The sequence below is a fragment of the Mycoplasmopsis verecunda genome, from assembly GCF_033546915.1.
Taxonomy (GTDB): domain Bacteria; phylum Bacillota_I; class Bacilli_A; order Mycoplasmatales; family Metamycoplasmataceae; genus Mycoplasmopsis; species Mycoplasmopsis verecunda.
The window spans coordinates 720,315-744,480 of the sequence record NZ_CP137850.1 but is presented as its reverse complement, the minus strand read 5'-3'; the positions used below and the strand labels follow the sequence as shown (position 1 = coordinate 744,480).

The 24,166-nt window shown below is 26.6% G+C and carries 27 protein-coding genes and 1 tRNA gene; 18 read left to right on the top strand and 10 right to left on the bottom strand.

Annotated elements, in window-relative coordinates:
- Positions 1–9: 9 nt before the first annotated feature.
- Genes tmk through rsmI form a run of 3 tightly spaced genes read left to right on the top strand, consistent with a single transcriptional unit; the run spans position 10 to position 2,282 of the window.
- Complete coding sequence (gene tmk, locus SAM46_RS02840; RefSeq protein WP_078747019.1) at positions 10–666, top strand: dTMP kinase; 657 nt, start codon at positions 10–12, stop codon at positions 664–666.
- Complete coding sequence (locus SAM46_RS02835; protein WP_078747020.1) at positions 656–1,582, top strand: DNA polymerase III delta subunit-related protein; 927 nt, start codon at positions 656–658, stop codon at positions 1,580–1,582. Before tmk ends, SAM46_RS02835 begins: the two co-directional genes overlap by 11 nt.
- Positions 1,575–2,282, top strand: a complete 708-nt coding sequence (gene rsmI, locus SAM46_RS02830) for a 16S rRNA (cytidine(1402)-2'-O)-methyltransferase (RefSeq protein ID WP_078747021.1) — start codon at positions 1,575–1,577, stop codon at positions 2,280–2,282. Before SAM46_RS02835 ends, rsmI begins: the two co-directional genes overlap by 8 nt.
- A 135-nt stretch (positions 2,283–2,417) precedes the next feature.
- Here rsmI and SAM46_RS02825 read toward each other — a convergent pair whose 3' ends face one another.
- The 3 genes from SAM46_RS02825 to SAM46_RS02815 all read right to left on the bottom strand — a co-directional run bounded on the left by SAM46_RS02825 (position 2,418) and on the right by SAM46_RS02815 (position 5,688).
- Positions 2,418–3,983 carry a DUF2130 domain-containing protein gene (locus SAM46_RS02825; RefSeq protein WP_078747022.1) on the bottom strand — a complete coding sequence of 522 codons (1,566 nt, stop codon included), beginning with the start codon at positions 3,981–3,983 and terminating at the stop codon, positions 2,418–2,420.
- Positions 3,984–4,081: 98 nt separating this feature from the next.
- A complete protein-coding gene (locus SAM46_RS02820) occupies positions 4,082–4,780 on the bottom strand; it encodes a ribonuclease HIII (protein ID WP_078747023.1) in 699 nt (232 codons plus the stop codon).
- On the bottom strand, positions 4,780–5,688 hold the full coding sequence (locus tag SAM46_RS02815; RefSeq protein WP_078747024.1) for a Cof-type HAD-IIB family hydrolase: 909 nt from the start codon (positions 5,686–5,688) through the stop codon (positions 4,780–4,782). The genes SAM46_RS02820 and SAM46_RS02815 overlap by 1 nt, the downstream gene beginning before the upstream one ends.
- Before the next feature lie 359 nt (positions 5,689–6,047).
- Between SAM46_RS02815 and pyrH the strand changes: the two genes are divergently transcribed.
- Positions 6,048–6,767, top strand: coding sequence for a UMP kinase (gene pyrH / locus SAM46_RS02810; RefSeq protein ID WP_078747025.1), 720 nt, complete (start codon positions 6,048–6,050; stop codon positions 6,765–6,767).
- Positions 6,767–7,318 carry a ribosome recycling factor gene (frr, locus tag SAM46_RS02805; protein ID WP_078747026.1) on the top strand — a complete coding sequence of 184 codons (552 nt, stop codon included), beginning with the start codon at positions 6,767–6,769 and terminating at the stop codon, positions 7,316–7,318. Before pyrH ends, frr begins: the two co-directional genes overlap by 1 nt.
- A gap of 49 nt (positions 7,319–7,367) precedes the next feature.
- Here frr and SAM46_RS02800 read toward each other — a convergent pair whose 3' ends face one another.
- The 3 genes from SAM46_RS02800 to ftsY all read right to left on the bottom strand — a co-directional run bounded on the left by SAM46_RS02800 (position 7,368) and on the right by ftsY (position 9,385).
- Positions 7,368–7,793, bottom strand: coding sequence for a hypothetical protein (locus SAM46_RS02800; RefSeq protein ID WP_078747027.1), 426 nt, complete (start codon positions 7,791–7,793; stop codon positions 7,368–7,370).
- A 334-nt stretch (positions 7,794–8,127) separates the two neighbouring features.
- Complete coding sequence (locus SAM46_RS02795; protein ID WP_078747028.1) at positions 8,128–8,352, bottom strand: sigma factor-like helix-turn-helix DNA-binding protein; 225 nt, start codon at positions 8,350–8,352, stop codon at positions 8,128–8,130.
- Positions 8,345–9,385 (bottom strand): signal recognition particle-docking protein FtsY, encoded by a 1,041-nt coding sequence (ftsY, locus tag SAM46_RS02790; protein ID WP_078747029.1) that lies wholly within the window; start codon positions 9,383–9,385, stop codon positions 8,345–8,347. The genes SAM46_RS02795 and ftsY overlap by 8 nt, the downstream gene beginning before the upstream one ends.
- Positions 9,386–9,536: 151 nt before the next feature.
- Between ftsY and SAM46_RS02785 the strand changes: the two genes are divergently transcribed.
- Positions 9,537–9,621 (top strand) — tRNA-Leu (locus tag SAM46_RS02785).
- A gap of 163 nt (positions 9,622–9,784) precedes the next feature.
- Here SAM46_RS02785 and SAM46_RS02780 read toward each other — a convergent pair.
- The 4 genes from SAM46_RS02780 to SAM46_RS02765 all read right to left on the bottom strand — a co-directional run bounded on the left by SAM46_RS02780 (position 9,785) and on the right by SAM46_RS02765 (position 12,372).
- Positions 9,785–10,048, bottom strand: a complete 264-nt coding sequence (locus SAM46_RS02780) for an HPr family phosphocarrier protein (protein WP_078747030.1) — start codon at positions 10,046–10,048, stop codon at positions 9,785–9,787.
- Positions 10,049–10,113: 65 nt separating this feature from the next.
- The gene (locus tag SAM46_RS02775) at positions 10,114–11,628 is read right to left on the bottom strand and encodes a phospholipase D-like domain-containing protein (RefSeq protein ID WP_078747031.1); all 1,515 of its coding nucleotides are present in this window, start codon (positions 11,626–11,628) and stop codon (positions 10,114–10,116) included.
- Positions 11,629–11,674: 46 nt separating this feature from the next.
- The gene (locus tag SAM46_RS02770) at positions 11,675–11,929 is read right to left on the bottom strand and encodes a DUF2188 domain-containing protein (RefSeq protein ID WP_078747032.1); all 255 of its coding nucleotides are present in this window, start codon (positions 11,927–11,929) and stop codon (positions 11,675–11,677) included.
- 2 nt (positions 11,930–11,931) lie between these two features.
- Complete coding sequence (locus tag SAM46_RS02765) at positions 11,932–12,372, bottom strand: RpiB/LacA/LacB family sugar-phosphate isomerase (RefSeq protein WP_078747033.1); 441 nt, start codon at positions 12,370–12,372, stop codon at positions 11,932–11,934.
- 94 nt (positions 12,373–12,466) lie between these two features.
- Between SAM46_RS02765 and SAM46_RS02760 the strand changes: the two genes are divergently transcribed.
- From SAM46_RS02760 to SAM46_RS02705, 12 genes are all read left to right on the top strand, one after another.
- Positions 12,467–14,491 (top strand): Mbov_0121 family peptidase domain-containing ABC transporter, encoded by a 2,025-nt coding sequence (locus SAM46_RS02760; protein ID WP_078747034.1) that lies wholly within the window; start codon positions 12,467–12,469, stop codon positions 14,489–14,491.
- Positions 14,469–14,852 (top strand): MAG1140 family protein, encoded by a 384-nt coding sequence (locus SAM46_RS02755; RefSeq protein ID WP_078747035.1) that lies wholly within the window; start codon positions 14,469–14,471, stop codon positions 14,850–14,852. Before SAM46_RS02760 ends, SAM46_RS02755 begins: the two co-directional genes overlap by 23 nt.
- 144 nt (positions 14,853–14,996) lie before the next feature.
- Positions 14,997–15,395, top strand: a complete 399-nt coding sequence (ybeY, locus tag SAM46_RS02750) for an rRNA maturation RNase YbeY (protein ID WP_404824657.1) — start codon at positions 14,997–14,999, stop codon at positions 15,393–15,395.
- Positions 15,396–15,434: 39 nt separating this feature from the next.
- A complete protein-coding gene (cdd, locus tag SAM46_RS02745; RefSeq protein WP_078747036.1) occupies positions 15,435–15,833 on the top strand; it encodes a cytidine deaminase in 399 nt (132 codons plus the stop codon).
- Between the two features lie 2 nt (positions 15,834–15,835).
- Positions 15,836–16,717, top strand: coding sequence for a GTPase Era (gene era / locus SAM46_RS02740; protein ID WP_078747037.1), 882 nt, complete (start codon positions 15,836–15,838; stop codon positions 16,715–16,717).
- Positions 16,718–16,806: 89 nt separating this feature from the next.
- On the top strand, positions 16,807–17,835 hold the full coding sequence (locus SAM46_RS02735; RefSeq protein WP_078747038.1) for a heat-inducible transcriptional repressor HrcA: 1,029 nt from the start codon (positions 16,807–16,809) through the stop codon (positions 17,833–17,835).
- On the top strand, positions 17,836–18,693 hold the full coding sequence (gene grpE / locus SAM46_RS02730; protein WP_078747039.1) for a nucleotide exchange factor GrpE: 858 nt from the start codon (positions 17,836–17,838) through the stop codon (positions 18,691–18,693).
- Positions 18,694–18,831: 138 nt separating this feature from the next.
- The gene (dnaK, locus tag SAM46_RS02725; RefSeq protein ID WP_078747040.1) at positions 18,832–20,640 is read left to right on the top strand and encodes a molecular chaperone DnaK; all 1,809 of its coding nucleotides are present in this window, start codon (positions 18,832–18,834) and stop codon (positions 20,638–20,640) included.
- 156 nt (positions 20,641–20,796) lie between these two features.
- Entirely contained in the window at positions 20,797–22,092 is a 1,296-nt protein-coding gene (locus SAM46_RS02720) for a glucose-6-phosphate isomerase (protein ID WP_078747041.1), read from the top strand.
- Entirely contained in the window at positions 22,092–22,796 is a 705-nt protein-coding gene (locus tag SAM46_RS02715) for a pseudouridine synthase (protein WP_078747042.1), read from the top strand. Before SAM46_RS02720 ends, SAM46_RS02715 begins: the two co-directional genes overlap by 1 nt.
- Before the next feature lie 44 nt (positions 22,797–22,840).
- Positions 22,841–23,686 (top strand): MAGa3780 family membrane protein, encoded by an 846-nt coding sequence (locus SAM46_RS02710; protein WP_078747043.1) that lies wholly within the window; start codon positions 22,841–22,843, stop codon positions 23,684–23,686.
- A gap of 36 nt (positions 23,687–23,722) precedes the next feature.
- Positions 23,723–24,154, top strand: coding sequence for a hypothetical protein (locus SAM46_RS02705; protein ID WP_078747044.1), 432 nt, complete (start codon positions 23,723–23,725; stop codon positions 24,152–24,154).
- Positions 24,155–24,166 lie beyond the last annotated feature (12 nt).

Genomic DNA, 24,166 nt, shown 5'->3' with positions numbered 1-24,166 from the left:
GGAGTTGCAATGTTTATATCATTTGAAGGTTTAGATGGATCAGGAAAAACAACAATTACACAGAAATTGGTTGCTAAATTAAATGAAATGCACCCTGGATTAAATGCTTTATGAACAAGGGAACCAGGTGGAAGAGATATTCGTGAAGCTGAAAAAATAAGAGAAATTATTTTAGACAAAGCTTCAGAACTTTCACCTGTTGCCGAGGCATTACTATATACAACTAGCCGTAGAATCCACCTTGAAAAAGTTATATGACCAGCATTAGAAAGAAAACAAATTGTCATTTGTGATAGATATGTTGACAGTTTTTATGCTTATCAAGGTTATGCAAGAGAATTAGGAATTGAATTTGTTAAAGCAATAACAAATATCGTGATAAATAACACAATGCCTGATATTACTGTATTTCTAAATTTAACACCTGAACAATCTAAACAAAGACGTGAAAGTACAAGACTAGTTGAAGACAGAATGGAACAAGAAAAAGTTGAATTTCACAATCTTGTTTACAAAGGATATTGAACATTAATAAAAGAAGATGCTAAACGTTTTATGATAATAGATGCAATGCAAAGCGAAGAAGAAGTTTTACAAGATATAATTAACCAGCTTCATCAGCACCCTAAGTTTTTAGCATACTTGGAGAAACATTATGCTAAATAGCAAAAAAATTAAAAATATTAATGAATTGGCTAAGATTAATAAGCTTAGTCATTTGTTTTTATTACAAGGAGAACAGCATTATAATTTTGATAATGATTTAATATCTTTGATAAATGTAATTAATGATTCAAATGATGTGACTTCATTGGAATGTTTAACACCAAATGTAACTATTATTAGTGGAGAAAGTGAAAGTATTAAAAAAGATGATTTAGAAAATGCATTTTATTCCTTATCTTTTTCTAGTACTACAAATGATTTATATAAGTATTCACTACTAATTATTAAAAACATTGATAATTGTTCCATAAATGGTCTAAATGCTATATTAAAATCTATAGAAGAACCTAGTGAAGGTTTAATTATAATTCTAACTACTAATAATATAAATGCTGTACTTGAAACAATTATTTCCCGTGCACAAGTTATTAAAGTTGACAATAGATCAACTGATGAAATTTATTCTGCATTAGAGCAAAAAATCAAAGATATAAATGTATCCATTTTATTGGCTGATATATTTAAAAGTGAAGGCATTTTCCAAGAGTTTGAAACTGTTGAAAAATATCAAATTGAAACAAACTTCTTAATAAATGCTATTACAAGCTCACTTAAAAAACCAGAAGAATTATTTATTTATCTTGATACTAGAATAAAAAAAGATGATAGTGAATTATCTTATTTTATATTAACCTTAATTAAAAATGTCTTGCTAGGCAAAATTGATTCATTGCAACCACAAAATAATTTAACTAATTTACTTATAAAAATTAGAGGTGAATGAGTTAAGAAAGCACCAAAAATTATTTCTTTTGTACTTGATATTGATAAATTCATTTATTGTACAAGTAAACAAATGATTTATGAATTACAAAAACAACTAATGTTGAATAAATTATTGGAGTATTATGGCTAAATTATATATTGTAGGAACACCAATTGGAAATCTAGAAGATATCACATTAAGAGCACTTCGTGTTTTAAGAGAAGTTAATTATATAGCATGTGAAGATACTCGTGTAACTCACAAATTATTAGAAAAATATGAAATAACTAACAAGAAGTTATTAACATATAACAACTTCACTGAAAAAAGTTCATCAAAAGGAATTATTGATTTAATTAAAAATGGAAATGATGTTGCTTTAGTTTCTGATGCCGGGATGCCTGTAGTTTCAGATCCTGGATTTGAAGTTATTTCTCAAGCAAAAGCAAATGATATAGAAATTGAAATTATACCTGGAGTAAATGCGGCTATTACAGCTTTTGTAGGATCTAATTTTTCGAACGATTTTACTTTCTTAGGTTTTATTAAAGATAAATCACAACAAAGAATAAATCAACTTTCAACACTTGAAATTGGAACATATATTTTTTATGTATCTCCACATAAATTATTATCAACTCTGCAAGATATAAATACAGTTTTTCTCGGTAAAGAAAAAGTGTGTTTAGCTAAAGAATTAACTAAAATGCATGAAACATGATTTTTTGGTACAGCTGAAGAATTATATGAACAATTTAATGCTTTAGATAGTATTAAAGGTGAATTTACCATGGTGCTAAATATCCCAAAAATCAAAAGAGTTAAAGTTAATAAGTATAAGAAAGATTAATAATAAACATAAATACATGTAGGAATTCCCTACATTTTTATTTTGGCATTACCACATGACTCGAATTGCATAGCGGAATATGACCACTAAAATGTATAACAAAAACACTTCACATTATGCAAAGTGTTATTAATATTATTGTTCATCAATTATTTCAACATCTTGAATATTTTCAATACTTTTAACTTTATTTTCTAAAGCAGGATGAACTTCTAAGTCCTCATCGTCATTAATGTTTTTAAATTCCTTTTGTAAAGAAAATGATTCTATTTTCTTAACCAGTCTTTCGTAACGTTTTTTTAGTTCGTTATCAATATATTCTCTTAATTTATCTAAAGCAATAGACATATTATCTACTTGTTTCATCATATTATCAATTGTTTCTCCAAATAATCTTGCTTTAGTATCTATTAGCTCTCTTTTAAAATCATCAAATTTTGCAAGTAATTTGGCTTTAGATTCTAAATTAATATCCAGTCTATGAAGTTTAGCTCTTTCATTAAAAAATCTATGTCATATATTTATCATTTGAGGAATAGCTTCAAATCTCATTTGATAGACACTTGGATAATCTTTAATATTTTTTACAAAATAGGATTCATGTGGTTCTAGTGTAGTTACTAAAAATGCTATTTCAGCCTTAAATTTAGATCTTTCTTTATCTAATTTTTTATAGAATGATTTATTTTTTTGGTTTCCTTGAAGTGAAGCTTGATTCTTGGCTTCAATTATTATACATCCTACTACTTCATCATTTCTACCATCTTGGGTATTGTAAAATGTAATCTTAAAGTCAGGTTTAGAACCCTCACCTTTTTCGTTTGTGTTTTTACCTTCACTATTTTTAGACTCAGTCGTTCTTTCACATATGATATAAGGATTTACACCATATAATTCATCTAAATAGTTTTCGATTGAATCTTCAAAGTTTTCTCCAACCTCTTTAGTTGACATCATGTATTTAGCTTGAGTTAATTTGATGTTTTCGTTCTTTAATGATAAAACTTCGTTTTTTAATTCTTCAATCTTACTGCTGTATATTTCTTTATCTTTATTTGCCAACTCTTCATCTTGTTGCTTTTGTTCTGCTTTTGATTTAACAACTACTTTTTCAATTTCTTGATTCAGCTTATCATTAAACTCTTTTTTAATTTTTTCTTTTTCAGAAGCTAGAGTATTCTGGATACTTAAAGCTTTATTTTCTTCAATAGCTTCTAATTTAGCTTGGTGTTGTTTTCTTAATAATTCGATTTGATTATTTAAACTTTTAATTTGTGTTTCATACTCAGAATTAATTTTTATTAAGGCATTTTCAATTTCTAGCTTACTTTGTTCATTAGCTGTTTGAAGTTTAGTATTTAAAACATCAATTTGATTTTTTTGTTCATTTAATTTATCTATATTCTCATTTATTTGTTGATCTTTTTCATTGAGTTTTTTTACGAATCATTCTTTTTTATTGTTGAGTAATTCAATTACTTCATCTCGCTTCTCAAGATCCTTGATGTATTCTTCTACACCTTGTTGTTTGATTTTAGAAATAAAAGCTGAACTTTGTTCCTTATATTTATCAAATAATACTGAAATATTATCTGGCCCTAAATCTAATAGTGAAACATAATCACCTTTAAATGCATTAGATAATAATTCGATTTCTAATGAATCAAAATCTTTAATTTTAATATTAATTTTATTACTCATATATCCTACTTTCTGTGTTTATTTTCTTATTTTAATTTTATTAAATAATGCATTATATTTGCTGAAAAAGTCAAAATAAAATTGTGCCAAAGCACAAATTATTTAATTTTAAAATTAAGTTTGCAAACTTCATTTAATTTTGATTCTCCATAAGTTAAGGCAAAATCTCTAACTTGTTCTTTAACCTTTTTACTAGCTCCTAATGAAAAGTTGAAGTTTCATTCTTTGCATTGATTTTGCATATATTGCAACAATTTATATCTTGCTATTATAGAAGCACATGCAACTGAAATATGCACATCTTCAGCTTTTTCAATAAGTAAAGTTGGTAAGGAGAATTCATATAAGTTTGCTCAGTTATTGTCAAAAACTTTTGAATGATATTTTAATATTGCATTTGTTGTTGAATATTTATCAATAATAATTAAATTAGCATTTTCAATATCCTTTGCTTTATGGTTATGTAAATTTGATAATGCACTAGCATGAGCAAAGAATTTTAATTCATTATTATTGTAGTCTTTAGATAATTTATTAAATCCTGGTTGAGATAGTATGTAAGTAGAATAAGGGATAATTTCCATTAGTTTAGGAGCAATTTGCATGATTCTAGTATCACTTATTTTCTTAGAATCCTTTACTCCTAAATCCATTAGAAACTTTATATATTTATTCGGTACATAGGCAGCACAAGCAACTAATGGGGTAAAATAATCCCCTACACCAGTTTCATCAACCCCTATAACTTCATTAAAGACTAATTTAGAAACTAAAATATCATCCTCTAAGAATTTCATTATTCTTCCTCAACAGCTTGAATTTTTCTTTTTCTAGCATTTGATTTATCGATTTCAGCTTGTGGATTGTCTAGGAATTTGTGAATGTATTCACCCACACCACCTTCTTTATTTGTTTTGCTACATCTAATTGAAGCATATTTCTTAACATCTTTAGATGCATTGTTCATTGCAACTGAAACATTAGCAATTTTAAACATAGGTACATCATTAAATCCATCACCTAATGCAATTGTGTTTTCGATTTTAATATCGTAGTAACGAATTAATAAACTTAATGCTTTCCCTTTGTTAGCTTGAGTATTTGTAATATCAAACACAGGTGTTAGCCCTTCACCTTTTGATCAGTATGAAAATTCTGCTAAGTCTCCATAACGTACTTTAAGATATTTTCTTAATGAAGCAACATCTGTAGTTGGCTTAACATCAAAAATAACTCCAGTTGGCATTAAAGGTAATTTGTGGTAATCTAATCCAATTTGAAGTTTTGAACTTGTAGTAAATCCAAATACCTTTTCTAATTCTTCATCTCTGTGATCTAATTGAACTCAATCAGGTCCTTCAATTGCTAAGTTAGTAATTTCTTTTTGTACTAGTGGGTCCCCAACAATATATAGTGCTTCATTTAAGTTAAGGTATTTAATGTAAGGAATAAATTCTTGGTTGTATGGATGGTGAATGTGAGCACCATTGAAGTTCGAAACAACAGTATTTAATCCAAGTGAATCATAAATAAACTTAGTACTTCTTCAAGGTCTACCTGTTAAAATACATACAATATGTCCTTCTTCAGTAGCTCTTTTAATAGCACTTACAGTTCTATCATGAATAACTCCTGTTGCACTTGATTGTAGTGTTGTACCATCTAAATCGATAGCAAATAAGTATCTTTCTTTTTCTTTCGCCATAATAATTCCTTTCAATAATTATTTAAAAAATAAAATATGAATTGAAACAGTATAAAATATCATAATTTTATAATGTTATAAAATTATAAATGTTTTTCAAAAAAGCACAAAAAATATAGAAAAGTTTCCACATTTGTTTCATGTTAGTTTTATAGCTAGAAAATAGAATAATTCACTTTAAATGTATTGTGATTTATATATTTATCTCCTTATAGCGATTATAATTAATTATCATAAGTCAATAGCATAACTAAAAAAATCATTTAGCACTATGAAAAAGACTAAAAAATAATGTAGATGTGATATATATATACTTATTTTTAATATAAAATATAAACAATACTAAACGAGGTTAAAAAATGATTAAATACAAAAGAATTTTAATTAAACTTTCTGGTGAGGGATTTGCTAATAAAGAAAAACACCTAGCAATTGATTATGATTTAGTATCTAATATTGCACACCAGTTAAAAGATGTAGTATCTCAAGGAGTTCAAGTTTCTATAGTGATTGGTGGAGGGAACTTCTGAAGAGGAGCTTCTGCTGAAAAGAATGGAATCAATAGAAATAGAGCTGATTACATAGGGATGTTAGCAACTATTATGAATGGTCTTGCATTATGTAGTGGTTTTGAACACATTGGACTAAAAGCACGTGTTCAGAGTTCTTTAAACATTGACCAAAGAGTTGCAGAAAATTATGTTAATGAAAAAACATTAAGATATTTAGAACAAGGCGAAGTTGTTATCTTTGCAGGTGGTACTGGAAGACCATTTTTCACAACTGATACAGCTGCAACATTATATGCTTCAGAAATTGGAGCTGATGTTATTTTAATGGGAAAAAATGGAACTGATGGTGTTTACGATTCAGATCCTAAGAAAAATCCTAATGCACATCGTTATGACCATATTACATATGATGAAATACTTGAAAAGAAATTACAAGTTATGGATTTAACTGCTACAAGTATGGCAAGAGATAATAATATCAATCTAATTGTTTTCAATCTCCTTGAAGAAAATTCTATTTTAAGAGCTCTTGAAGGAACTATTACTCATACGGAGGTAACTAAATAATGGAAATAGAAATGTATTTAATGGAACTTGAAGAAAAATGTGATAAGGCTATTTCACATTATCGTTTCGAATTATCAAAAATATCTACAGGAAGAGCTAATCCACAAATTATTAAAGGTATTAGAGTAAATTACTATGATACTATGACACCATTGGAAGAATTAGCAAATATTTCAGTTCCTGAGCCACAACAATTATTAATTAAACCTTATGATATAACTTCAGTAAGAGAAATTAATAAAGCGCTTGAAAAAGCTAATTTAGGAATTTTACCGGTAGATGAAGGAAGTCAAATTAGATTAACATTCCCAGCATTAACTACTGAAAGACGTAAAGAAATGACAAAATCCTTAGCTAAGTTAACTGAAGCTGCTAAAGTTGGTGTAAGAAATGCTCGTCAAGATGTTAATAAAGCCATTAAAGCAGATGAAGAATTATCTGAAGACTTACAAAAGAATTATTTAGATAGAATTCAAAAAGAAGTAGATAAAGAAATAGCTAAAATTGATGAAATCACTAAAGAAAAACAAGATGAATTAATGAATAAATAATTAAATTAAAAGCCACCTTATGAAATACATAAGATGGTTTTTATTAACTTTAATTTACTTTTACTATTTTATTAATATGAACATAGTAGATAATATAACATATTAATGAATATATAAAATATACGATACTAATTGTTAGTAGAGGAATAAAGTATAAATTATTTTCAAATACCATAAATACAAAATCAGCAATATAAACTGTTAAACATAAAATCATTACAATACTAATAACTATATTTCATGATGTAATTTGCTTCTTATCTAATGATGATAGTTTGATATCTTGCACAAATAAAAATGGTAATAATGCAATAATAAATGAATTCTTGTTTTTAAGTAAGAAAGCAAATATTGTTCAGTATGTTAATAATGCTGTAAAGAATAAAGCTACTTGACCTATAAAATAACCAGCAATAATTTGGTCTCCACTTAAAATTTGAGATTGTTTAACATTAATAGGTTTAGCTGATTTCATTTAGTTTAACGTTGATTTGATATTATGCTGACTTTCAATTATTTGTAATATGGTAAAATAACAAAAACAGCAATAGCTAATAATATTATTATGCCTAGTTGACTGTAAGCTAGCAATTTTTTCATTCTTTTATTATCCATAATTTGATTATATCATTTAGAGATAACAATAATTAAATGTGAAAATTTTATGGAAGACTAAAACACACTAATATCACTAAATTTAAGGTGATTTTGTAAATTTTTGTGATATTTTTAAATTATTTATAAAATATTTGTCTTATTAACAAAGCAAATATAAAAAATACAGAAAATTTATTCTGTATTGAAATTAATTATCCTAATTGTTTCTCGTATTTTAATAAGTTTTTAATAGCTTTATTTAAAGTATCGTAAGCTGCTGAACGTGTTGTTGCAAGTATTTCAGCAACTTCGGCATATGATAAGTCTTGTTCATAATATAACTTAAATACTTGTTGTTGATTTTGAGTTAGTAAGTTACCGTATTTATCAAATAAAGCGGTATATTTTTCGATATTTTCAAGTGACTTATTATTCATGAATTAAATCCTTGGTCATTTGGTAAATAAACATTTCAAGATCGAATTCTTGTAAGTCATCTAGTTTTTCGCCTAATCCAACAAATTTAACATCAATATCATATTCATCTTTAATTGAAAGAACAATACCACCTTTAGATGTTCCATCCATCTTAGTTAATATAATACCTGTTAAATCAGCAATATCTTTAAAGTTTTTAGCTTGAGATAGCCCATTTTGTCCAGTAGTTGCATCTAAAACTAAAAGTGATTCATGCGGAGCTGATGGTTCAAATTTTTGAATAACTCCAATCATTTTTTCAAGCTCTTTCATTAAATTAACTTTATTTTGTAATCTACCTGCTGTATCAATAATTAATAAATCATAATGTTCATTTTTAGCTTTTTCCATTGCTTTATAAACTACACTAGAAGGATCTGCTCCTTCTTTATCAGGTTTAACTATTTCAGCACCGATACGTTGTGCTCAAACTCCAAGTTGATTAACAGCTCCAGCTCTAAAAGTATCAGCGGCTGCAATTAAAACTTTTTTACCCTCTTTAATATATTTATGAGCTATTTTAGCAATTGAAGTTGTTTTACCTGAACCATTAACACCAACAAATATAAAGACATTTAATCGATCGTCTTCATAGTTTAAATTAGTATTTACAATAGAATTATTAGCATAAATTGAAAACATAATATCAGCAACATATTCTCCAATTAGCTTTGGATCATTGATATTATTAGTTCTAATTTCTTGTTTGATTTTTTCAATCATAACATCAACTAATTGAGCATTAATATCAGACATAATTAATAATTCTTCAAAATCATCAAAAAAATCTTCATCAATTTTGACATGTCTATTTTGTATTTCTAATAGTTTCTTACCAAATGATGATGCAGAATTTAATCCTGTTTCATATTTTTTGAACTTATCAGATGAAATGATTTCTTTAGTTTCTTTTGCATCTAATTCTTTATTAATTGTTTCAATATCTTTTTTCTTGCCGAAAACTTTTTCTTTTAATTTATTAAAAAATCCCATATATGTATTTTACAAGGTTAATAAAAAATATTATTAATAAATTTTAATTTATTAATAAGTCTTTTATTCCTTATTTTTAGATTTAAAAAAATACCAATGGACATATAAAATCATTACCAAAAAAACTGTTTTAAGTTATAATATTATAGATGCCCGAGTGGTGAAATTGGCAGACACGCTAGACTAAGGATCTAGTGGAGCAATCCATGCAGGTTCAAGTCCTGTCTTGGGCACCATATGCCTAGTTTTACTAGGCGACCTAATTTTATTAAGCAAAAAATTAATACCTATTAATATAATAGGTATCTGTAAATTAATCGTCGTTCAAGCAACGGCGATTTTCTTTATCCATTGAATTAAAGCAAATAAAAATCGTCACTAAGTGACGAATATTATATATTAGATTAATCCATTTGATTCAAGTGCAGTTTTAATTGCTTCTATAGCTTTTTCTTCATCATCACCAGAAACTTTAATAGTGATTTCGGCACCGTGTTTAACACCTAATGCCATAATGTTCATAATTGATTTTAAATTTGCTTCTCTACCATTGTACACTAGTTTTGAATCAGATTTAAATTTTGTAGCTGTAGAAACGATTAATGTTGCTGGTCTGGCGTGTAACCCAATTGGATCAACAATCTTACATGAAAATTCTTTCATTAGACTCCTTCCTATAGGATTTACATGTTTTCGTTTATAAACTTTATTCTTTTCGTATGTTATTATTATATCAATGGTTTAGAGATATCGTATAGAAATTTTTCAATAACGGTTGGTTTTTTCTCAAATTGTGGAAAGTTTTCCACATTTTGACATTTTTGCTCATAATCTGAGAAAATTTCATTTAATTTTGCAATACTTTTACCTTCAAAAATATCCATTGTTTCATATTGTGAATACATACTACGTGAGTCTCAATTATTAGTACCCACTCATCCATATTTATCATCAATCAATCCTGCTTTAGTATGTAAGAAATGATCTTCATAAATTAATATTTTTAATCCATGTTGTTGTAATTTTGATAACTGATATAGACCAATTTTATACACCAATTTCTTATCAGGCAATCCAGGGAAAAAGATAGTAACTTCTACACCACTTTTAAGAGCAAGTATGAGTTGCTTTTTTAAAGCACGAGAAACAGAGAAATATGGTGTAGCTATCTTAATACTTTTTTTAGCATTCGGAATCATTTTTAGGAAAAATAATTCAGATTCTGAATATGTATAAGAAGGTGAATCTGTTACTAATAAAGCTTGATTATGATACTTGGTTAAATCATTATCAATAAATAATGATGAATGCACATCAATATCTTTTTTAGCAATAAATTTTCAGTATTTAATAAAATGAATAATATAAGAATTAATATATGGTCCAGTGATACGATAGTTTAAGTCGATTCAGTGACCATATTTTTTTGACATTGATGAATATTCATCAGATATATTATTTCCGCCTGAAAAGACAACTTTATTATCAATAATGATAAATTTTTCATGATTACGTGAAAATGATGCAGCATTGATAAATGGATAATATATTTTACCAATTAGCTTGATTTCGATATTAGGGTGTTTATCTAACCTACGAAGTTGTTTCTTTTGTGATAGCATAGCACCGAAATCATCTACTAGTCATTTGATTTTTACACCGTTATTTGCTTTTTGTTCTAATGTATCTAAAAATTCTGTAGTTATTTCTGATTTTTTAATTATATAGGTAACAATATAAATGGTTTTTTGCGCTTTTTTTAATGAAGCAAATAAATCATCATAAAATCTATATCCTTCAGCAAAAAAATCAAAATTTGCTGGTAGCAATATATTTTGATTAATATTTTGAATTTGCTTTAAATCATTATATGGTTTTAATTTATTATTACCTAATATTTCGTTTTTATAAGTAAGCAATTGATATTTAGAATCATTATTAATTTCTAATTCAAAATTATTTCTAAATATCAGTCCATAACCAATAAAAATAGCATGACCAATAATAGGAATTAGCATAACTAGATAAATTCAGCTTAATTTAGCTTCTTGCTCTCTATTCTGTGCATAGATTATGAATACAAATATTACATTTAGTACATATAAAAGCACTAGAGCTAAATATGCATAAGCTTTATTAACATTAAGGAAAAGTATCACTACTCCTGCTAAAAATCCTATAAATAAGATAAATTGAATGAAGAAAATAACAATTTGTCTTAAACTGATTTTATGTTTATTCATAATTAAATTTTATATTAATAAAAATAACGCTTTAGCGTTATTTAAATTATTTGTCTTTGAAGCTTTGACCAGCTCTAATTTTTCCTTTTTGGCTGTGGATTAAATATCTACCTTCGTTATTTTTAGCAAGTTGTTTTGCATATTCGATTGCTTCTTTTTGAGTATCGAATGTTTTGATAGCTTTAACTCCACCTTGTCTTATAACTTTTCATCCATCTGGATGTTGAGATACATGTCAAACTGCAGCTAGTTCTTTCGCTTCTTTGTCTTTAACTTCTAATACTTTTTCTTTTTCTGCCATAATTATTCATCCAATTGATTAATTCTAGCTTGGTGACGTCCACCTTCAAATTGAGTGTTCATGTATTCGTCTACCATTGCTTTAGCTTCGTCAAAAGTAACTTGACGTCCACCAAAGACTAAAACATTTGCATTATTGTGTTGTTTAGCTAGGTGAGCATCTTCTACTGATGTAACTCTAGCTGCTCTAATGTGTTTGTGTCTGTTTAAAGCATATGAAATACCTAAACCTGTTCCACAAACTCCGATTCCGAAAGCTGGCTTAGCTTCGTCAACATAGTTAGCTAATTCTTTTCCCATTTCTGCATATGATACTGAAACAGCATCTGTAGAAGGACCTAAGTCAACGATATCGAAACCTTTGTCTCTTAAATATGTTGCTAGTTCATCTTTTAATTTGTAACCTGCATGGTCACTTGCAAGTGCAACTACTTTGTTATCCATGATAATCTCCTTTCAATATATTTAAATTATATAGAAAAAAAGCTTTTTTGTTCATTTTTAGTTCTATCTCATAGTAAGAATATATTTATATTGTATGAGTGTAAAACAAGTAGATACTAGAGATTGTTCATTATATGTTTTAAAATGGTTTTATGATCGTAACTACATATCACCAATTAATATAAATGAATTAAAATTAAATGCTAAATATACCGAAAAAGGGATCTCGATTCCAGATTTTGAAACAATTTGTAATTCATATAATTTTGATATCGAAATATACAATTGTGAAAAAACATTATTACCTGAATTAGATAGAAATGAATTACCGGTAGGAACCTTAATTTCTATGAATGATAATACTCATATGGTTGTAATAAAGAAAATATCTAGCAAATATATTTATGTTTATGATCCGGTAATCGGAAACACAAAATATCGTCATAAGGATTTTTTAGAAAAATTTTCTGGTTTGTTAATTAAATTTACACATAAAAGAGATGATTTTAAAAGTAAAAAAACTATAAGCAAGAATAATTGATTATTATTTGATAAGTTTTCACTTTTCTACTTAATTTCATTAATTAGTGAAACATTAATTCTCTTTTCACTTCCTTATTTCAATAAGATTATTCTAGAAAAAATCATTCCAAATAAATTAAATATCCATCTACTATATTTAGGAATAATATTTGTATTCATAATACTGCTGAATTTTTCTCTTAAAAATTTAAGTCAGAAAATACTTCAAAAATTACTAGCTCAACGAAGAGAAAGCCAAATACTTAATTTCATTGCACACTTAAAATTTAATAACTATAAAGTTATCGATAAATTAACACCATTAGAAATTAAGAATCGAGTCTCAGTATTTGATAATTTAATAGAGTTCCAAATCATTTTTCTTCCTGAAATATTATCTGGAATATTAACTATATTATTAGCATTAATATTACTGTGAAATATTAATATTTATTTAATGATAATAATTTTAACTTACTCTATTTTAAATTTAATCTTGAGTTTTTTTACAAAGTCAATATATGAGAAAAATCTTCCCAAACTATTGCAACAAAATATTCAATGTGATAATGCATTTAATAATTACATTAATCATATTATGCATATTCACAATTATTTTCTAGAAGAAAAATTGCAAAATGAGTTGTCAAGAGAATATCAAAATTTAAATGATGCAGTATTGAGATTTAAAATTAAGAATACTACATTAAATACCCTTCAATCAAGTTTAGATATTATTGCTCCATTATGTATTCTGATTTTAGGTTCATATCAAATTTGAGGAAATAAACTTAACACAATTAATTTAATATTCTTTATAACTGGTGCATCATTATTTACTAAGCCGATTAAAAATATTGTTCCATTGACTAATTTGTATTCAGAATATACAAAATCATTTGCAATGCTAAAGATATTTAATATTAATGATTCTGCAATAAAAGAAACTGAATTATTAAAGGATAAAATACAAGAAATAGCATTATTATCTGTTTCATATTCTTATACTGAATCAAAACTTAACAATGCTTTAAACATCAGACGATTAAAATTAAGTGATAAACATAAATTAAAAGGAAAAAACGGTTCTGGAAAAACAACACTGTGTGCCTTGTTAAATGGATCAAAACAAGCTGATAGTGGCGAAATATTAATTAATGGAGAAAAAATAAATTTATTCCTAGACAAAAAATATAAACAAAAAGTTATTTATATTGGTAAGGACAATAATTTAAATATTTCGGTCTTAGATTATTTATGTATATACAACATTAAGCAGTTTAATGAATTAATTGATCATTTTGGATTACAAGAATGTATATCACATCTAAATATCAATCTAACCAGAAATATCAGTATATCATCTCTTTCGTCAGGACAAAAGCAGTTTATCTCTCTATTATCTTTATTCTTACTATCTTATGATGTAGTACTACTAGATGAGGCGTTTGAGAACTTAGATAATTTTGTATTTATGCAATTAAAAAATAAATTACAAAAAATATTGAACAATAGCATTGTTATTGAAATCAGTCATAATAATAAATATATATTTGACCAAAGTAAGGAAATAGATGTACAAGAAATTAATTCATAATTATTTATTAGAAATAGTATTAGGATTCATTATTTTTCTATTGTTCATTTTAATTATTTATATTGTTTTAAATGTGAATATCCATGATTATAAGGAAGGGATATTGCGATATGAAGGTGATGATTTAAATTTATATAACATTAAACCAAGTGATATTAAAACAAATGAAATTGAATTAAATATTAATTATGACAATTCTTTATATACCTACAAAGTAGTATTAAAAGAAAAAAGTGTTATAAATATCACTATTGATAGCGAAACATTAAAATATTTCTTACATAGACATAATATTGCTGAAGTCAAAGTAAGTTTAAAACTACAAGATATCAGTATATTTGAATACATTTTTGGTTTATAAATAAGTATTTATAAACAATCATTTTGTTCTATAAATAAGTATAATAATGTTATGAATAGTTTAAATGAAAACCCTTTAATGGGTAAAAAAGATATTATTACAATTCATACAAGAATTAAAAGAGCTGTTATTTTTGAAGATGAAATGAATCAAATAGTAGCTAATTTAAAAAAATATTTCAAGATTAAAAAACCTATTGTATTAGATGTAACTATAGTATCTCCTAACAAAATTAAAGAATTAAATACTGAATATCGTGGCAAAGATTATGTAACTGATATCTTATCATTTGATTTTGGCTACAATGAATTCTTTGATAATATGCCATTTATGCATTTAGGAGAATTAGTTATTTGTTGAGATAAAGTAGAAAAGCAAGCTAAAGAATTTGGACATTCTGTTCGTAGAGAATTTTGTTACTTATTCACACATGGATTAGTCCACTTAATGGGTTATGATCATGAAATAGAAGAAGAACGTGTAGAAATGAATGCAATAGTAGATAAAATCTTTAAACCATTAAAAATAACAAGAGAAGAATAAAATATTACAAATTTCAATGTAATTAGTCAGGAGAAAATTATGACTTTTGAAAAATTAAGAGACTTATTAAAATTTTCATACGCACCATATTCAAAATTTCCAGTAGCAGCCATTGCTATTGATGAAGATGGAAAAGAATATTATGGTGTTAATGTTGAAAATGCAGCTTATCCATCAGGTTTATGTGCTGAAAGAAGTGCTTTATTTGGTTCAGTAGCTTATGGTGGTAAAGTTGGTAAATTTAAAGAAATCCATATTATTAGTGGAAAAAATGAAATCATTAGCCCTTGTGCTGGATGTCGTCAAGTTATGACTGAATTTATGCCTCTAGATGCTAAAGTTTATCAATATAGTAATGACGGTCAAGGATTAAGAGTTAATACAGTTGAAGAACTTGTGCCTTACAGCATTAGAGTAGAGGAAATTACAATTAAATAATTATGAAAATTTGTTTTGCAAGTATTCTTGGTAGACCTAACGTTGGAAAAAGTAGTTTATTAAATGCTATATTAGGTTACAATGTAGCGATTGTAACTGATACAGCACAGACCACTAGAGACCAAATTACTGGTATTTATACTGATGAAGATACCCAAATTATTTTTACTGATACACCCGGTATTCATAAACCACTTAATAAATTAGGTGAGGCATTAAACAAAAATGCATACGATGCTGCTAAAGATGTCGATGTTTTATTATTTTTATCACCAGCTGATGAAAAACTTGGTAAAGGTGACGAAATGATATTGGAAAAAATCCAAAATAATAAAAATAAAATTGCAGTTGTTTCAAAAATTGACAAAATCAGAAGTAAGCCAGAATTATTAGTAGAAAAAATAGCTGAATTACAAGCTCATGGATTTAGTACTATTCTTGCTACTGATGTAAATGATTTTAGATCAATTGAAGCTTTAATAGATGAAATTAAAAAATATGCATATGATGGTGAGCCACAATATGATCCTGAATATTTAACTGATAAATCAATGAGATTTTTAGCAAAGGAAATAATTAGAGAATCAGCTATAAATGCCTTATATGAAGAATTACCACATTCGATTGCTGTTGAAGTTTCCGAATTTATTGAAGAAGAAGATAGAATAACAATTGATGCAATTATTTATGTAAAGAAAGCTTCACAAAAAGGCATGGTTATTGGTAAAGGCGGAGAAAAAATCAAACAAATTGGTAAAAATGCTAGAATGAAAATAGCACACCAATTCGATATGCCTACTACTCTAACACTTAAGGTTAAAATTGCTAAGAAATGAATAGATGACCCAGAAGCTTTAGAAAAATTTGGGTACTCAAGTAAATAATCACTTATATAGTGATTTTTCTTTTAGCAAGCTATTAGCAAAAGAATATATTATTTGCTAAAAAATTAAAACTGTGATAAAATTAGTCTATGAAAACATTACAAAAATTAAGTGATAAATATGAACCAGTACTTAAATATACAGTTCAAACATATATTGAAACTGGAGAACCTGTATCTTCATCTCAACTACTAAATAAATATGGATCAAGTCATCCAGAAGTAAATTTCTCAAGTGCAAAAATGCGCTATATAATGAGTGATTTAGAAGAAATGGGATATTTAAAAAAGGAAGCACATACTAGTGGAAGAATTCCTACTTTAGATGGATTAAATTATTACGCTAAATATTTAAGTTCGACAGTATCGACTAGATTCGAAGATAAGCTAAATGCTATTCTAGCTAACAAAAACACTAGCATTGATAATACAGTAGATCAAGCAGCTCAAATAATTGCTGACATGACTGGATTAACAATGGTAACAACTGAATCAGATCAAAATGATATGGAACTAAAAAGCATTGAGTTAGTAGCTTTATCTGATACAAAAGCAACAATAGTAATGGTTATTTCATCAGGCGAGGTATTTTCTAAAATATTAAATATAAGTGATAAAAGCTTCAAAATGAACGATGTTAGAATCGCTATTAAAATATTTAAAGAAAGATTGATTAATACTCCATTAAATGAAATACCTGCTAGATTATTACTGCTAAAAGATGTGCTAGCTGAATCAGTTAAGAAATATCAAGAATTGATTAATTCGTTTGTTGAAGACGTATTCCACAATATTGGCATTAGAACTAAAGGCAGAAATAATGTGTATGGTAAAAATAATATTATCTTAAGTCCTAAAATTGATCGTAATAATTTAAATAAAATGATTGAATTAATTGAAAATCATTCAGTATGAGAAAGTATTGAAGCTGAAATAGATGAAGATGAAAAAATTAAAATAATGATTGATGAATCTGGAACATATATGTCTAAAAAAATTGAAACAGGAGACAAAGTTACTGAAATATCAGTAGTAGGAGCTACAAACTCTAACTATGATATGATGCGTTCTGCTATTAAAATATTAGACAATTACTTAAATAGAAAGAAGGAAGATTAAATGAATAGTTCAAAATTAAATTTAGGAGATACATTATCTGGAAATTTCACTTTATTCATAGATGATAAAATTGTTAAAGAATATACAAAACAGTTGGAAATTAAATTAGGTAAAGAACAATATCTTCCTAATTTTGACCAATATTTAGTAAATAGAAAAGTAAAATCAAACTTAGAAGTTAAACTAAGTTTCCCTAAAAATTATGAAATTGAAGAATTAGGTGGTAAAAAAGCTAAAGTCGTTATCGAAGAAATTAAGGTTAAACATACAACACATGATAAACATGAAGAACATAATAAAAATGAACATGTGCATAATACAAGAATTACTGAATTAGAAAAAGAAGTAGCTGATCTAAAAGCTAAACTATTTGAAAAAGATCACAAAATGCTAATTCAAGAATATGCATTTAAAGAAAAACTTGAAAGTATTCAATCTAAAGCAAAAGAAAAACTTGAAGCGGAACAAGCTCATATGCACCAAAAATTAAAGAATGAAAAAAATGAAATCAAAAAATATGCATTACAAAGTTTCTTTGAAGATTTCATTGAACCTTTTAATAATTTATTAGCGGCTACAAATGCTGGTATTTCATCGGACAATGAAGTTGTTAAAAACTATTGCTATGGATTTAGTATTGTAGTTAAACAATTTACTAATTTACTTGAAGAAAATGGAGCTTTAATTATTCAACCTGAAATAGGACAAGAATTTAATCCGGAAAAAGAAGAAGTTATTGATTTTGTTAAAGATGAAACTAAAGCTAATAATACTATTATAAGAGTAGTTCGTCTAGGGTTATCAATTGATTCTAGATTAGTAAAACCAGCAGGTGTAGTAGTAGTTAAAAATGATTAAAAAAATATTTTAAAAAATTTAGCAAATAATTATTATGTTTGCTAAATTGGTGGTATAATATTATCAGTTCAAGGGATTATCTTAATAAGTAATTACCTAAACTTAGAAGTTATTTATTATATTTTAGGAGGCTAAATTATGGCTAAAGAAATAGTATTAGGAATTGACTTAGGAACAACAAACTCTGTTGTTACAGTTATGGAAAATAAACAACCAGTTGTGTTAGAAAACCCAAATGGTAAAAGAACAACTCCATCAGTAGTTGCGTTTAAAGGGGATGAAATTATTGTTGGGGATGCTGCAAAAAGACAAGTTGAAACAAATCCAAATACAGTTGTATCAATTAAAAGATTAATGGGTACAGATAAAGTTGTACATGTAAATGGTAAAGATTATAAACCAGAAGAAATTTCAGCAATGATTCTTTCATACATGAAGGATTATGCAGAAGCTAAACTTGGTAAAAAAGTTACTAAAGCAGTTATTACAGTTCCAGCTTACTTTGACAATGCTCAACGTGAAGCAACAAAAATTGCTGGTAAAATTGCAGGACTTGATGTATTAAGAATTATTAACGAACCAACAGCTGCTGCTCTTGCATTCGGCTTAGAAAAAACACATAAATCAATGAAAGTGTTAGTATATGACCTTGGTGGTGGTACATTTGACGTTTCAGTTCTTGAATTAGAAAATGGAACATTCGAAGTGCTTTCAACAAGTGGAGATAACCACTTAGGTGGAGACGATTGAGATCACGAAATTGTTCAATGATTAATTAAGAAAATAAAAGATCAATACAACTACGATGTTAAATCAGACAAAATGGCTATGGCTAGATTAAAAGAAGCTGCTGAAAAAGCAAAAATCGATTTATCTAACCAATCAACAGCTACAATTAATTTACCATTCTTAGCTGTTACAGCAAATGGACCATTAAGTGTTGAATTAGAATTAAAACGTAGTGAATTCGAAGCTATGACATCACACTTATTAGATAGAACAAGAAAACCAATTGAAGATGCTTTAAAAGAAGCTGGAATTACAGCTAAAGATCTTGATGAAGTATTATTAGTTGGTGGTTCAACAAGAATGCCTGCTGTTCAAGAAATGGTACGTTTAACATTAGGTAAAGAACCTAACCGTTCAATTAATCCTGATGAAGTTGTATCAATCGGAGCAGCTATCCAAGGTGCCGTGCTAGCTGGAGATATTAATGATATCTTATTACTTGATGTTACTCCATTAACATTAGGAATTGAAACTCTTGGAGGAATCTCAACACCTTTAATTCCAAGAAACACAACAATTCCTGTAACCAAATCACAAATTTTCTCAACAGCTGCTGATAATCAAACAGAAGTTACAATCCGTGTAGTTCAAGGTGAAAGAGAAATGGCAAATGATAACAAACTACTTGGGCAATTCAATTTAACAGGAATTGAAGCAGCTCCACGTGGTGTTCCACAAATCGAAGTAAGTTTCTCAATTGATGTTAACGGTATTACAACAGTTACAGCTAAAGATGTTAAAACAAATAAAGAACAATCAATCACAATTCAAAACTCTTCAAAACTTTCAGAAGAAGAAATTGAAAAAATGATTAAAGAAGCTGAAATTAACAAAGAAGCTGACAAAAAACGTAAAGAAGAAGCAGAAACAATCGTTCGTGCTGAATCTCTAATTGACCAAATTAAGAAAGCTAATGCTGAACAAGGTGACAAAATGGATGCTAAAGCAAAAGAAGAATCAGATAAACTTGTTAAAGAATTAGAAGACTTAATTGCTAAGAAAGACATCGAAACATTAAAAACAAAACTTGACCAAGTTGAAGAAGTAATTAAAAACTTTGCTAATGCAGCTGCTCAAGCAAATGCTCAACAAACTAACTCAAATTCAGCTAACCAAGCAAGTGCTGACGAAGATGTTGCTGAAGTTGTTGAAGAATAATTTAATATTGCATACAATTAATTCAAATAATAATATTAAAACTTCATATAGTAATATATGGAGTTTTTATTTTTGCTATTACATAAAAGCAAATAATATAAAATTAAATTAATAATAATATCAATGTAATTGATTGCATCAAATTAGGAGAATATAATGAATTTTTCCCCATTAGAAATTAATATAAATGATCTTTCATCAGCTAGAAAAGATAAGAAATTTAACCTTGGATTAAATAAGATGCAAGGTATATTTCAATATCTTAGGTCACAAAATGAAGATTATGATATTAATATTGAACAATATATAAATGAATATTGAGCAAAAAATAAACGTGATTTTACTACCGCTGTGACTTATTTAAAAAATAATGATGTTAAGAAAATGATAATTATTGCTGATGGAGAATCATATATTTTAACTAAAGCCATATATGATGTTTACTACAATAAGTTTTCTAAACAAAAACCAGATATTGAATTAATTTTTACTCAAGGAAATATAAATCCGGAAGAACTAGTTGCTTCATTATATTCACTAAAAGATGAAATATTTGCAATTAATTATATTTCGCATTCTGCTATTTCACTTGAAAGTTCAATTGCATTTCGTGAATATCGAAAGTTATTAATTGATAATTTGAAAAAGCAAAATATTGAATCTTCAAAAATAGCTGATTTAATCTATATAACAACAGATGAATTTGAAAATACTTTAAATAAAATGGCTAATTTTCAAAAATATACCTTATTTATCAATAGCATTCATTTACCAACTAGATTTAGTTCCCTATTTGAAGCTACTAGCATTTTCCCATTATTAGCAAGTGGAATAAATGTAATGGAATTGTTAAACTCTTATTTAAAAATGTATGAAAAAATAACTGTTACTGAAGAAATAAATAATAATGCTATTTTAATGCTAGCAATTTATATTCATTATATTGCTAGAGTACAAAATTTAAATATTAATTATGTTTTACTGGGAGATGAGAAATTACAATCATTAGGTAGTTATATTCAATTATTAATTAATACAACTTTAAATAAAAACCAAAAAGGAATTAGTTGTATTTCTGAATTATATGATTACTCATCCTTAAAAAATATTTCTAATTCAAATAATAATTTTATCTTTAGTACTTTTTTAGGTAAGAAATTAGAAGAACAACATACTCAATTAAATATGGTATCTCAGCAATATGATGTACTTGATTTTTTAGGTCAAAAAGACTTAAATAAAAGTAATAAAGATAATGAAACTATCAGAGAAAAAGATGTTTTTAATATTGAAATATTAATAAATGATTATTCAGAAGTATCTTTAGGTTCTTTAATTATTTCACTACAAGTTTTAGTAATAGCTATAGCATTTTTATATGATTTTGATCCGTTTTCACAACCAGGAGTCGAAGTATATAAACGTAATTTATACAATATACTTCTTAAATAATGAAAAAAATTCGTTTAGATAAATTTATAGCTCAAAAGTTATATTTAACTCGCTCGCAAGCTAGTAAATTACTTAAAAGTAAAAGCATTAAGGTTAATAATATTATCATTACTCACAATATAGATATTGATCAAAATGATATAGTGAAATATAATGATGAAATAATTGAGTTTAAAGATAAATACATTTATTTAGCATTAAATAAACCACAAGGTTATATTTGTGCTAATCATGATAAAAATAATGCAACTGTATTTGATTTATTACCAGAAAAATATTCTCGTATTAAAGATATTCATACAGTTGGTAGATTGGATAAAGATACCACTGGATTATTGTTAATAACTAATGATGGTGAACTAACTCATGAATTACTAGCTCCAAAAAAACATGTTGTTAAAACTTATTTAGTTACTGTTGATAAACCATTACAAAATCATTTAGTGCCAATATTTGCAAATGGTTTTGATATAGATAATGATGAAAAAGTAAAACCATCTAAATTAGAAATACTATCTCCTTATCAAGCTAGATTACAAATTACTGAAGGAAAATATCATCAAGTTAAGCGAATGTTTGCTAGACATAATTATGAAGTAGTTCAATTACATCGTGAATCATTTGGTTATTTAACTTTAGAGAAGTTAAATTTAGAAATAGGACAATACAAAGAAATATCAAAAGATGAAATACTAGGTCATTAAAGCTTTTTATTCATAAAATCTAATTAAACATATATAATTTTTTTATGAAAAATCAAGTTATAAAAAAAACAACATTTCACACTTGAAGTAACTTAAGAAAAGCTACTTTATATGCAGGAATTGCTATATTATTACTTGTTTTCATCACTACATTGTGAAGATGAGGAATAATAACTCACCAAATACAAAATGCATTATCTAAAATGACTGAAACTGAAAAACAACATATGTTAGATAATGGATTAAATCCAGTTATTTTACCTAACTTTTGAGCAATAACAGGAACATTTACTTGAATAAGTAATTTAGCAATCGGAATTGCTTTAATTCTTTTTGCTATTTATCCAAAAAGCTGATTAGCACAAAGGGGATTGTTTTTAGCTAATACTTATATCACTATTACGTTTATAGTATTTTGAACACTAATTTTCCCAGCTAGTTTGAAAAACTTTCATCCAAACCTATTTTTCAATAGTTTTGTAGTACACTTTTTAAATCCATTTATTTGCATGATATTTGTATTTCTCAATCGTAAAAATTTAAGCATTACAAAAGCTACTATTTGATTATCTTCAGTTGTAATGGTAGCATACTGATTCTTCGCATTATTATTATTTTTTATCGGAGAACCAATATATAATGATTTTACAAATGGATTAACAAATACTAAAAATATAAATTTATACAAACAAATGGGACTAGTGGTATATGATTTCTTAAACTTTAAACAACCACTATTTTACAAAGGTGGAAATATAGTAATTGTTATAGTGCTTAACTTAGTGATATTTGTTGTAGGATTTTTCCTTACACCAGCTCTAGGATTTGGTTGAAAATATGGATTAAAAATTAAATACGATACAGTAACAAAATCTTGAGATGTGAGATAGTAATCTCACTTTAATTATAAAATTAGGAGGTTTATAATGACTGAGAATAAAATTAAAATAATAAAAATTGTTGGTGAACAATATTTTGATTGAAATGTTGAAAATGATGAATTTAGTTATAAAGGCAAGAATAAAGACATTTTGACGGACGAAGAGTATTGAGATATTTTAAAATTAAATTATTTTAAAGATAGATCAAGAAACTACAGAACATTAGATATGAGATTTCAAGATGATGATTTATCTGTCTTGATAGAATTAAAAAACAAACCTTTTGAAGATGAGGATTTTTCTCAGTTACAGGCCTACGTGCTTTTCGAAAAAAAATATAAACCAAACAATAAAATTATTGCTATTTTACATAATAAGTTTGATGAAGTTACATATGTTTATAAATCTGATTTAGATGGGAATTTATTAATTAATGATAAATATATTTTAAATAATGAAAAAACAATAAGAAGTTAAACATGGACACAT